Source organism: Flavobacterium sp. FlaQc-49, from assembly GCF_044005985.1.
GTDB lineage: Bacteria > Bacteroidota > Bacteroidia > Flavobacteriales > Flavobacteriaceae > Flavobacterium > Flavobacterium cupriresistens.
In genome coordinates, this window is sequence record NZ_JBIPCS010000002.1 from 224,341 (window position 1) to 236,844 (window position 12,504).

8 protein-coding genes are annotated in these 12,504 nt (G+C 35.2%); 7 read left to right on the forward strand and 1 reads right to left on the reverse strand.

Annotation, left to right across the window (positions count from 1 at the left end; genetic code table 11):
• Positions 1 to 58: 58 nt before the first annotated feature.
• On the forward strand, positions 59 to 2,485 hold the full coding sequence (locus ACHRV3_RS04265) for a TonB-dependent siderophore receptor (protein ID WP_395433433.1): 2,427 nt from the start codon (positions 59 to 61) through the stop codon (positions 2,483 to 2,485).
• A gap of 83 nt (positions 2,486 to 2,568) precedes the next feature.
• Here ACHRV3_RS04265 and ACHRV3_RS04270 read toward each other — a convergent pair whose 3' ends face one another.
• Entirely contained in the window at positions 2,569 to 3,558 is a 990-nt protein-coding gene (locus tag ACHRV3_RS04270) for an AraC family transcriptional regulator (RefSeq protein ID WP_047775569.1), read from the reverse strand.
• Between the two features lie 229 nt (positions 3,559 to 3,787).
• Between ACHRV3_RS04270 and ACHRV3_RS04275 the strand changes: the two genes are divergently transcribed.
• From ACHRV3_RS04275 to ACHRV3_RS04300, 6 genes are all read left to right on the forward strand, one after another.
• The gene (locus ACHRV3_RS04275) at positions 3,788 to 6,160 is read left to right on the forward strand and encodes a TonB-dependent siderophore receptor (RefSeq protein WP_395433435.1); all 2,373 of its coding nucleotides are present in this window, start codon (positions 3,788 to 3,790) and stop codon (positions 6,158 to 6,160) included.
• A gap of 46 nt (positions 6,161 to 6,206) precedes the next feature.
• Positions 6,207 to 7,406: a PepSY-associated TM helix domain-containing protein gene (locus tag ACHRV3_RS04280; protein ID WP_395442776.1), complete on the forward strand. Its 1,200-nt coding sequence runs from the start codon at positions 6,207 to 6,209 to the stop codon at positions 7,404 to 7,406.
• Between the two features lie 7 nt (positions 7,407 to 7,413).
• Positions 7,414 to 8,517 (forward strand): alpha/beta hydrolase, encoded by a 1,104-nt coding sequence (locus tag ACHRV3_RS04285; protein WP_395433437.1) that lies wholly within the window; start codon positions 7,414 to 7,416, stop codon positions 8,515 to 8,517.
• 164 nt (positions 8,518 to 8,681) lie between these two features.
• Positions 8,682 to 8,939 (forward strand): hypothetical protein, encoded by a 258-nt coding sequence (locus ACHRV3_RS04290; RefSeq protein ID WP_395433438.1) that lies wholly within the window; start codon positions 8,682 to 8,684, stop codon positions 8,937 to 8,939.
• A gap of 76 nt (positions 8,940 to 9,015) precedes the next feature.
• Entirely contained in the window at positions 9,016 to 9,741 is a 726-nt protein-coding gene (locus tag ACHRV3_RS04295) for a DUF4198 domain-containing protein (RefSeq protein ID WP_230005054.1), read from the forward strand.
• Between the two features lie 292 nt (positions 9,742 to 10,033).
• Entirely contained in the window at positions 10,034 to 12,343 is a 2,310-nt protein-coding gene (locus ACHRV3_RS04300; RefSeq protein WP_395433440.1) for a TonB-dependent siderophore receptor, read from the forward strand.
• Positions 12,344 to 12,504 lie beyond the last annotated feature (161 nt).

A 12,504-nucleotide genomic window follows, 5' to 3' on the forward strand; every position in this document is an offset into this window, starting at 1 on the left:
AAATTTGCGCAGTTTTTATTTATTCCAAATAAAGATATTTTAATTAATTTAAATAACCATGAATTATCTAAACCTCAGAGTACAACAAATTCTTTTTGTTTTTTTCTCCTTCTTATTTTCTATAACTACTATTTCTGCCCAACAATCTTTCGGAAGTATTAAAGGAACCATAACAACTTCTGACGGCGAAAAGGCAGAAGATGTTTATTTGAACTTAAAAAATTCAAAATACGCTACAACTTCCAATGAATATGGCGCATTTGAACTAAACCGAGTAAAATCGGGAAGTTATACTTTACAAATTTCATTGGCCGGTTATGAAAAACTGACACAAGAAATAACCGTTACCGAAAATCAGGTTACTACACTACAATTACAGTTAACGGTTTCTAACAAACAATTAAAAGAGGTTGTAATTACCAGTAATAAAGGAAAGGCTTTTCCAAAACAAAGTACTTACGTTTCTAAAATGCCATTGAAAAACATTGAGAATCCGCAAGTTTATAATGTTGTTTCTTCTGAAATAATGAAAGAGCAAGCCATTACCAATTATGAAGATGCCTTAAAAAATGTTCCCGGAATTCAAAAACTTTGGGAATCTACCGGACGTGGTGGTGATGGAGGATCTTACTATACTTTACGTGGTTTTGAAGTTCAGGCCAATGTTGTAAACGGATTGCCGGGCTTAACAAACGGAAGCCTTGATCCTGCCAATATAGAACGAATAGAAGTAATTAAAGGACCATCCGGAACTTTATTCGGAAGCTCCTTAGTTAGTTATGGTGGTCTTATTAATACGGTTACCAAAAAACCATTTGTTGGTTTCGCCGGCGAAGTTTCGTATACAAGCGGAAGTTTTGGACTAAACAGAGTAACGGCAGATGTCAATACAGCGCTGGACGATAACGACAACATTTTGTTTCGCATCAATACTTCGTATCAAACAGAAAACAGTTTTCAGGATGCGGGCTTTCGTACGGCTTTGTTTGTAGCTCCTTCCTTTTCTTATAAGGTAAATGATAAATTGTCTTTCCTTATCAACACCGAGTTTATGCAGGAAGAAAAAACAACTCCGTCCATGTTGTTTTTAGGAAGAGACCAGCAGCTGCAATTTGCAAACCTTGGGGAATTAAATTACAACACCGATCTTTCTTTTTACAGCAATGATTTATCGATAAAAAATCCTCGTTTTAGTTTACAGGCACAGATGAATTATAAAATCTCTGATCAATGGACATCTCAAACGGTTTTATCACGAGGTTCTTCTAAATCAAACGGATACTACTCTTATATTTATGATAACGAAGATGGAAAAGGAGATTTTGCCTTCTGGATTAGCGACCAACAGTCACAAACCAGTACAACAGACATACAACAGAATTTTGTAGGTGATTTTAAAATTGGAAACCTGCGCAATCGTATCGTGGCCGGTCTTGATTATTTTGAAAGAAATGTAACCTATGCAGGATCAGGATATGCAAAATTGTACAATATTACCGCACAAGGAGAAGTCAGACAATTTGATCCTTTAGCTCCAAATTACCTGACCAGAACATCGGTTGATAATGTTCTTTCTAAGGAAGCAGCGCAAAACTTTAACCAACAGGATGCGACCTATAGTGCTTATGCTTCAGACGTACTTAACATTACGCCAACTTTATTGGCAATGGCCAGTTTGAGAATTGATTATTTTGACACAAAAGGCGACATCAAAAATGACAAAGACGATTATACCCAAACGGCTTTATCTCCAAAATTCGGATTATTGTATCAGCCTATTGAAGATAAACTAGCTGTATTTGCCAATTATATGAATGGTTTTAGAAATGTTGCCCCAGGCAGTACTACTGATGCTAACGGAGATATACAGCCTAAAACTTTTGAACCTGAACATGCCAATCAATTAGAATTTGGAGTTAAAGCCAATCTTCTTTCTGATAAATTAAATGCAACTGTAAGTTTTTATGATATTAATGTTGCCAATTTAGTAGTAAGCTCCAATACATTCACTGTACAGGGAGGTGAATCAAGAAGTAAAGGTTTTGAACTTGACTTGAATGCGGCTCCAATAAAAGGGTTAAGCATCATAGCAGGATATAGCTACAATGACAGTAAAATTACCAAAGGAAACGATGGTGATGTCTGGTTGGAAAATGGAAAAAGACCTTTCTGGGCCGGACCAAAAAACCTGATCAATCTTTGGGCTACTTACAAATTTGATTCCGGTACTCTTGATGGATTTGGTTTAGGATTTGGAGGAAATTATGCTAGCGAAAATGCCATCCTGGACAGTCCAAAAACAGGGAAATTTGTACTTCCTGAATATACAGTTGTAAATAGTTCTGTTTTTTACAGCTCGACTAAATTCCGTGTGGCTTTAAACCTTAATAATATGGCCAACAAAGATTACTTTAACGGTGGCTGGTCTACCGTGAATCCACAAAAACCAAGAAATCTGGTAGCAAGCTTCTCGTATAAGTTTTAATCCATTTCTATTTAAATAAAAAGCCTCGAAATCCTATATGCAATTAGTGATTTCGAGGCTTGTTTTTTTATTAAAGTTAAAAGCTATTGCTTCAATTTACTAGGCAAATAGCCGAATGTCTTTTTAAAAGCTACTGTGAAATGATGTTGATTTTTATATCCCAATTCTTCTGAAACGGCAGAAATCGGATAGTCTTTTTCGACCAACAATTGTTTGGCATATTCCATTCTCACCATTGTCAGATAATTAAAAACAGTGGTATTATAAACTAATTTAAAATACTTTTTAATTTTAAAATTATTCAAGCCAACCTCAGCGGCAATACCTGCCAGCGTAAGTTTCTCTTTGAATTGTGTTTTTAAGATATTTTCGACTTCCAGAACTTTTGCATAATCACCGGCGCTTATTTCGACACTTACTGAAGTGTTTTCCTCTTCGTTAATTATCGTAAACAAATACGAAAGAATCTCTACTATTTTTGACTCTAAAAAGGCTTTTTTGATCGCTCCCGAATAAGAACATTGCAGAATATCTTCAATCAAAATATTTAGTTTTGGCGAAATACTTTTACTGGTTTCCCACATGGCGTATGAAGTCTGGTTTGTTATTGCGTCTGCCAGCAATGGTATTGTAGTTTTTAAATTCGGATAAAATAACTTCTCTAAATACGCTTCCGTAAAAGTAATTTCCAACGTTCTTCTTCTTTTGGTTCTGTAGTTTAGAACCCCTTTTATTTTGGGTAAATAAAATAAATTATAATGTCCTTGCGGAATGTAAATTCCACGCTGGGATTTATCTTCAGGACAATATTCGTTATCTCCCTCCATTTCAATATGAAGTTTTACAAAAGAAAAATCATGTTCTACTTCAATCGCATACGAATCATTCTCCATTGTCAAATCTCTCGCAACCACATGGATTCCGTTTAGCATAATATCAGTGATTACACCTTTGATTCCTTTGTTGTCAAAATTGATTTTTTTCTCAATAAGATCTTCTTTATTAAATCGAATAGGATCATTTACAACCACCACTTCTTTTTTGAAGATATCACTTCTCATCATTGTTTTCATTGGCCCTTTTTTATCCACTTTTTTATTGCGTAAGATAGCGCTTACATTCCTTACAGCCGTTGCAACTAACTGAGGCTAGGCAAGTTTCACAAAATCCCTTTTGCGTTTATATTAATCCTTTTTGCGTTTATTAAGTTTTTGTTAACACATTACTTTTGCGTAAAATTATCAATTTATAACTAATCTAAATAAGGATAAAATGTTTTTTATTAAAACCAAAGCAAAAAAAATGTTAAACAAGCTATTTTTAGGGGCAATACTGCTGTGTCTGTCAATAACGCAGACATTTGCACAACAAAACACCGGTTCGATAAAAGGAACCGTAATCACAGCTGATGATCAAAATGCGGTATCGGTAAATGTAATTATAGCTGAATTAAAAAAATCAGCAACTACAGACGAAAATGGAGTATTCCTTTTTCACAAAGTACCGGCAGGAACGTATCAGATTGAAATTAATATGACGGGACATACACCATCAAAACAAGAAGTAACCGTAACCACAGGAGAAACTGCTACCGTTTCTTTTCAGCTTCAGTCTTCGTTAAAAGAATTAAACGAAGTTGTTGTAGTCTCTGCAGCTAAAAAATTCGCTGAAAAGAAAAGTGAATTTGTTGCAAGACTACCAATCAGTAATCTTGAGAACCCTCAGGTTTATACGGTAGTACCAAAAGAACTTTTCCAAGAGCAAATTGCAGTTGATTTTAGAAGCGCATTAAATTCAGCACCGGGATTAAATAATGTAACACAAAGTTTGGGATCAGGAGGAATTGGTCTGAGCATCAGAATGCGTGGTTTTAGTGGTGCATCTGCAGCAGGATCTATCCGTAACGGAATGAACACCAACTGGGTAACTTTAAGCGATCCTGTAAATCTGGAAAGCATTGAAGTAATAAAAGGACCATCCGCAACACTCTTCGGATCTGCTTTAACTACCTACGGAGGTCTTATCAACCGCGTAACCAAAAAACCATTTGAATTTACCAAAGGGGAAGTGAGCTACACTACCGGAAACTGGGCGTTAAGTCGAACAACTATAGATTTTAATACGCCTTTGAACGAAGAAAAAACAATGCTTTTTAGAGTAAATGCTGCTCTGGACAATCAAAAAACATGGCAAGATCAAGGAAAAAGCAACACCTTTATAATTGCACCGTCATTTACCTATAAAGTAAGCGATAAATTAACTTTAGATTTTGATGCAGAATTGTACAAAGGAAGTCGTAACTCAAGCTGGATAGGTCTTGGATCCGGGAATCCAACTGCAAAAAATATAGATCAATTGAATTTTGATTTCAAAAAATCATATACAACAGACGATTTACAGTCGGAGTCAAAAAACACTAATATTTACGCCAGAGCTACCTACCAATTGTCTGATAATTGGGTATCACAGACCAATTTTTCAAATGCTTATACAGACAACAAGGCCAACTATTTGTTCCTCCTTTTTAATACCGCAGCCAATGGTGATGTAACGTTACAAAGAAGGCTAATGAACATCAATAGTGTTTTCAAAACAACACAATTGCAGCAAAATTTTGTTGGAACATTTCATACCGGAAGTATAAAACACCGCGCATTGATCGGACTTGATTATACTTACATCAGTACCAACGATAACAGATGGGTCATTAATTCATACGATGCTGCGGCCGGAAATCCTGCATTGGCAATCAACGGAAATGCTGCCTTTATAAACATGGAAAAATACAAACAGCTGATTGCTGCCTTGCCGGCTCCAAGCGTAGTTGGTATCCGAGATTTTAGAACGTTAAGCGGCTATGTATCGGATGTAATTAACTTTACAGACCGATTTATTGCAATGGCCAGTGTGCGAGTTGACCGTTACGAAAACAAAATTGCAAAATACAATCAGATTGCCGTTTCTCCAAAAATGGGTTTGATTTATCAGGTGGTTAAGGATAAAGTCTCTTTATTTGGAAATTATATGAACGGCTTTACCAATGTAGGTCCGGGAACTACAGCTGCAAATCCAACGGAATTAACAGAATTCAAACCAGAACAAGCCAACCAAATTGAAGGTGGTGTGAAGGTTGAATTGTTAGGAGGAAAACTAAACGGAACTTTAAGCTATTATGATATTGAAGTAAAAGATAAGGTACGTACTGATCCTACTAACAACTTGTATTCTATTCAGGACGCTACCCAAAAAAGCAAAGGTTTTGAGGCAGATTTAATCGCAAATCCAATTAGAGGTTTACACATTATATTAGGGTATGGCTACAACGAAAGTAAATTTACCAAAACAAATGCGGCAACTCAGGGAAAAAGACCATATTCTACACCTGCCAATGTAGCAAACCTTTGGGTAAGTTATAAAATATTAGATGGTAAAGTAAAAGGACTTGGTTTTGGTTTTGGAGGTAATACACAAAGTGACACCTACATAAACGATACGAATACCTTTAAAGTAAACGGATATACGGTAATGGACGCCACTGTTTTTTACGAAAAGCAAAAAATCAGATTGGGTCTAAAACTAAACAACATTGCAAACAAAGAATATTGGACGTCTGATTACTGGGCTACTATGATGCCTACAAGACAATTAGTTGCTAATCTTACTTTCAAATTTTAATACCACTTAAATTAGTTTTTTTCCAAGCTGGCTTATCGTTCTCGAAATGCCGGCTTGGTTTTTATCGCTTTCTATTATGACCAACAATCCAATTAAAAGAACTGAAAAAAAAGTCAAACAAAAGAGCCAATGGAGCAAATTAAATCACTGGCTCCATTTATGGTTAGGACTAAGTTCGGGTATCATCGTTTTTATTGTTTCACTTACCGGAATATTATTTATTTTTTGTGATGATATTATAGACGGACTGGCTTCTGATGCTTTGTACGTTAAAGAAGTTAAAGAACAAAGACTAACTCCGGAAGAAATCCTAAAAGCTTTTAAAAAACAACATCCTGATCGAAAAGCGAGTTATTTTATTACGTATCGGGATCCAAAACGAAGTGTAAAACTTGCTTCTTCGACCAAAGAAAGAGATTTACAATTCTCGTGGGTTGACCCTTATACGGGCAAAGTCTTAACTTCCGGCAAGGCTTACGATTTCTTTTATGTTGTGGCGCATGTGCACAGCGGTGAAATGCCCTTTGGAAAAACCGGAAATCTCATCGTAGAAATCTCCGTTTGGATATTCTTAATCGAACTGATTACAGGAATTATTCTATGGTGGCCCAAAAAATGGAATCGCTCTACCAGACTTCAGAGTTTCACTATAAAGAAAAATGCCAGTTTCAAACGGTTGAATTATGATCTGCACAATGTACCCGGTTTCTATAATTTACTGCCCGCACTTCTCATTACCATTACCGGTCTGGTCATTGTAAACAAAACTTTAAACAAAACAACGCACAAAGTATTCGATGGTTTCCCTCGCTCTTATGCGGCAATGCGGGATATCAAACCGGAATACGACAGTACTAAAACATTTGCGGCATTAAATCCAATTGTAGAACGGCTGTTCTTAAAAGATGCAGCTGTAGAACAAGTCAAACTTTCTATAGCAGCAAAAGACAGTATTACAAGTCTCTCAGCTGTTGCCGCTAAAGACATTGGTCTGAAAGGCGTTCAAAACGGAAAAACATTCGCAATTAACCGCTACACCGGTCAGGAAATTGAAATTCCGGTAAAAGTGATGAACGGATTATATATTGATGAAACAACCATGAACCTTCATATTGGGTTCTGGGCAGGATGGCTCGGGAAAATTTTCACGCTCCTTGTTGGTTTGGTTTGTATGTTTCTGCCTATAACAGGATTCTTGATTTGGTACGGCCGTCAAAATAAAAAGAAAAAAACTTCCCTTACTTAAATTAAAAATGAAAAAATTTCTCCTTCTCTTTCTCTTATTTTCGTTTACTGCTGTGTTTTCACAAGACAGTATTACTATTGGCAGTAAACACCGTATTTTTTCGAAAGCATTGAATGAAGAACGCACTTTTTGGATTTATCTACCTCCGGATTACAACAATTCTAAACTTGCTCCGGCAAAATACCCTGTTGTTTATTTGTTAGATGCCGAAAATAACTTCCATTCCTTTACCGGCCTTCAACAATCATTAGCCAAAGGACCTTATTCTATGACTCCTCAAATGATTGTAATAGGAATCACCAATACAAACCGCACAAGAGATTTGACTCCAACTGAAGCGAATCGTCAGGCCTTTTTTGATAAGACAAAAAAGCAGTTTCAACAAAGCGGCGGCAATAAAAATTTTATTACTTTTTTAGAAAAAGAACTCAGACCTTATATCGATACCAATTACAGAACTTCGGGTTACAATGTTTTAAACGGACACTCTTTTGGAGGCCTGACTGCCGTGAATATTCTACTGCACCACACCTCTTTATTTAATTCTTATGTTATCATTGACCCGAGTCTTTGGTGGGACAATGAAATTATGAACAAAAAAGCCGATTCTATTTTCAATAAAAAGGATTTTGCTAAAAGAAGTATTTATCTGGCTATGGCCAATAAAAAAAGCATCCCTCAGGATACTACAACCGATATGGCCAGAGGAATCAGGAAATTTGAAAATTTGTTGAAAGTAAAAAAACCTAAAAATCTACGATGGAATTTTAAATATTACGAAAACGAAGATCATGGAACTATTCCTATTCCGGCAGAATATGACGGTTTGCGTTTTATTTTTGAAGACCATCTGGTCCAGGTAAAAGAAGCGGTACAAGATCCCTCCTTAGTAGAACAACAATATGCAAAACTTTCTGAACAACTTGGTTTTTCCTTTACCCCTTCTGAAAGTTATCTGAACTGGATGGGAAATTATTGTTTAGGAATTGACAAAATAGATAACGCTGTTCGTTTTTTTAAAATGGCAACCCATTATTACCCATTAAGTGCAACTGCCATAACAGTATTAAATCAAACAGTAGAAAAGCAAAAAACAAAGGATAAAAAATAACTTAAAGAATAAACTTACTTCTTCATTCTCTTAACATTAAAAAACCATTCAGTTATAAACTATTATTGATATTTAATCTAAATAAGACTTGTTGAACTAATATTATATTTTACATTTGCAATTATTTTTAACAAGTCTAAATAATAACCAACGAATTTTATAAAATGAATGAATTGAAGTATTGCAAAAAATTTATACTGGTCTTAAGTATTTTTATGCTTTCTATAGGGACATCTTTTGCACAACAGGGAGGAACTATAAACGGTAAAATTGAAACCAGCGATGGTAAAGCGGCAGAAGGAGTATCTGTCTCTATTAAAGGTACAAACAAAAACACAATTGCCAGAAACAATGGATTTTTTGAGTTAAAAAATGTCCCTGCTGGAACCAACGCAAGGGTAACTGTTACTTACAAATTCTAATCCTAAAATAAGATCCCTTATTACTCAAAAGGTTTAAGGGATTTCTTTTAACTATTAATTTTAATCCTAATCTATTATGAAATCAAACACTTTAAAAACAATAACATTTTTATTTTTAATGTTCGTTGCTGCCCCTCAATTATTTGCTCACGCACTTTGGATTGATACTAAAGCTACCGGAACAAAAGGGAAAGCACAGGAAATTTCAATTTATTTTGGAGAATTCTCTGAAAACGATATTACAAAAGCAGATAAATGGTTTTCTGATTTAAAAGATTTCTCTTTGGTATTGATCAGTCCATCAAAAAAAGAAACTAAGCTAACGGCAAAAGCTTTAGACAACAGATACCAAGCCTTTTTTACTCCCGATGAAGACGGTGTTTATACGGTTGTGATGCACCATACCGTAAAAGATGTTTACGGTACAATGAAATTAGATTACAATTCAAGCGCAACAGTAGTAGTTGGAAACAAAACTGCCGGAAATACTGCTACAGCAAACAAAAATACAATTAGTGTATTTTCTGAAAATGCCGATGTTGCTAAAAAAGATACCAAAATAGCAGGACTTGCTTTATTTGATGGTGCTATTGCAAAAGAGACCAAAATTAAAGTAATTGCTCCAAACGGTTGGGAAAAAGAGCTTTGGACGAATGACAAAGGAGAATTTTCATTCACTCCGATCTGGTCAGGAAATTACATGGTAGAATATGCACACACTGATAAAGCAGAAGGTGAGCATAATGGTAAAAAATACAATGAAATCTGGAAAATGGCTACTTACCAAATTACAGTAAAATAAAACAACAAATACGAATAGCTATAATTCAAATACTTACAAAAATTTAATGAATTAACAGCTTGATTAAATATTCATTTTCCTTAAAAACGAGACCTACTTAAAAAATAGGTCTCGTTTTTTATTTACAAGCAATTCCTTGTCCAATACTGCCGTAGATTAAAATAAAATAAGAATAACGTTAATAAATCCTAAGACTATCTTAAGACAACCTTAAGACAAATAAGTTTTAATAACGAAAGTCCAAGCCTACTTTTGCGCAAAATTATTTTTATTTATTCTAAATAAGTTACCAATGAAATATATTCTACTCTTCGGATTATCCATTCTAAGCTTAACCTCTTATGGTCAGCAATATACAAACAATGATAGTGGTAGTTCGATAAACGATACTGTTAAAAAAAGAAAAGGTGAAGAGCTTAAAAGCGTTATCATTACAACTAACAGAGAGCCTAAACCAGTTACCGCAGTTCGTTCGGGTTTAAAACCAATGGACAATCCACAAAGCATACAAGTGATCGGTTCTGAAGTAATCGAACAACAACAAGCCATTCGTTTGAGTGACGTTATAAAAAATGCCAATGGTGTTTATGTGAGCTCTGCTCGTGGTGGCGCACAAGAATCTTTCTTCTCAAGAGGATATGATATGTCTGCCAATAATATGTTTAAAAATGGATTCCGTTACAACTCGGGTTCTATTCCTGATGTTTCAGGTTTAGAGAAAGTGGAATTTCTTAAAGGGGGTTCTGCACTATTATTCGGAAATGTAGCTCCGGGTGGAATCTTGAACCTGGTTACTAAAACTCCATTATTTAAAGCAGGTGGTGAAATCTCCATGCAAATGGGAAGTTATGCTTTCTACAAGCCTTCTTTTGATTTTTATGGTCCGCTTAGTAAATCGGTTGCTTTTAGAATAAACGGTTCTTACGAAAACTCGGAAAGCTTCAGAGATGTTGTAAAAAACGAGCGTTTGTACATCAATCCATCTTTACTTTTTGTGATCAATCCAAAAACACAAATCACCGTTCAGGGAGATTACCTGACAGCAGATTGGACTCCTGATTTCGGAACAGGAATTATAGGAAAAGAAATCCTTGATTTACCTCGTAATGCTTTTTACGGATCTCTTTGGTCTAATGGTACTACCAAATCAGCCAGTGCTTCGGTTTTATTAAACCATGATTTTAATAAAAACTGGAAACTTAATTTCAACAGTTCTTTCCAAAGTTACGATAGAGCTCAGAAATCAACAGCTCAATTATCAGGTTTAGATGACCCTAAACTATACCCGATTCCCGGTTACTGGAACAGAGGATTAACTCAGACTAAAAACTTGGAGCAAATACTGGGAGACCAATTGAGTTTGCAAGGAAATTTCAATACAGGATCAATAAAACACCAAGTATTTACGGGTGTAGATTGGGAAAACTCTTTCGCAACAGGATACACATTTGCTTTTAATGAAAAAAGGATAATGGTAAATGGTAAATTTGATCCAAATATATATGACAGAATCAATCTTTTTGATTTTGATCCATCTATGCAAAGAAATGATATTCCTAATGCCAGAACTACTCAAATTTTAAAAACAGAAACCAATCGTTTTGGAGCATACTTTCAAGATTTAATTTCAGTTACAGAAAAATTCAAAGTATTGGCTGGTCTTCGTTGGTCTTGGCAAGAAACGGAAGTTACTACTTATGTAGAGCAACTAAATACTGATAAAACAGCTCAGGTTATAGCTCCTGAAAATGCGACAGCTGCTGTTGCTCCTAAAAAATTAGACAATGCTTTTTCTCCAAAAGTGGGATTAATCTACCAACCAATAAAAGAAATCTCTTTATTTGGTAGCTACTCAAGCTCGTTTACACCAAACACCGGAACAACTGTTGACTCAAAACCAATCGCCCCTTCTATTATTGACCAATACGAAACAGGGATTAAAATGGACTTTTTACAAGGAATGTTGACTACAAACGTTACCGTTTACCAAATCACCAACAGTAATCTGGCGCAAACAGCAGAATTTGACGCAAACGGAGCTCTTAATGTAAATTCACAATTAAAAGTATTAGGTGGGGGAACAAAAAGTAAAGGTGTGGAAATTGATGTTACAGCAACTCCAGTAGAAGGTCTTTCTGTAAATGCAGGTTATAGTTACAATGACATGCGTTACACCAACACTTCAGGAACAAACGGAAGTTTTGTTGAAGGGGATCGTGTAGCAAGAACACCACAGACTACAGCTAATTTAAGCTTCTTCTACAAACTAAATGACGGAATGTTTAAAGGTCTTTCATTCGGAGCCATCGGAAACTACATCGGGAATCGTTTAGGCGGATGGAATGATGATTATTTATGGACAGAGAATAAAACACCTGTAACAAACCCGAAAACATACAAGGTAACCATTAGAGATCGTGATATTCCTTTAGAAGCATATACTACTATTGATGTATCTGCCGGTTATGAGTGGAGAAAATTCTCTATTCTATGTAAATTATCTAATGTTACAAACGAATTGAATTATACAGTTCACGAAAATTATAGCGTAAACCCAATCGCACCTCGTCAGATTATGACAAGCCTTAAATATAAGTTCTAAATTTTTTGAATTAGATTTTTAACTTCCAAAGCTTTTTCTGTACTCCATTTTGAGAAACAGAAAAGGCTTTGGTCTTTTATAGCAATTAATACATTTAAAAAAAACCAAAACCTCGTTTAGTCTTAGACGAGGTTTTTAGCTTTAACAAAACAAAGTTTTTT

Bases quoted from the DNA above. Each gene is read 5' to 3' on its own strand.
- ACHRV3_RS04265 (WP_395433433.1), top strand. From the start codon at position 59: ATGAATTATCTAAACCTCAGAGTACAACAAATTCTTTTTGTTTTTTTC.
- ACHRV3_RS04270 (WP_047775569.1), bottom strand. From the start codon at position 3,558: ATGAAAACAATGATGAGAAGTGATATCTTCAAAAAAGAAGTGGTGGTT.
- ACHRV3_RS04275 (WP_395433435.1), top strand. From the start codon at position 3,788: ATGTTAAACAAGCTATTTTTAGGGGCAATACTGCTGTGTCTGTCAATA.
- ACHRV3_RS04280 (WP_395442776.1), top strand. From the start codon at position 6,207: ATGCCGGCTTGGTTTTTATCGCTTTCTATTATGACCAACAATCCAATT.
- ACHRV3_RS04285 (WP_395433437.1), top strand. From the start codon at position 7,414: ATGAAAAAATTTCTCCTTCTCTTTCTCTTATTTTCGTTTACTGCTGTG.
- ACHRV3_RS04290 (WP_395433438.1), top strand. From the start codon at position 8,682: ATGAATGAATTGAAGTATTGCAAAAAATTTATACTGGTCTTAAGTATT.
- ACHRV3_RS04295 (WP_230005054.1), top strand. From the start codon at position 9,016: ATGAAATCAAACACTTTAAAAACAATAACATTTTTATTTTTAATGTTC.
- ACHRV3_RS04300 (WP_395433440.1), top strand. From the start codon at position 10,034: ATGAAATATATTCTACTCTTCGGATTATCCATTCTAAGCTTAACCTCT.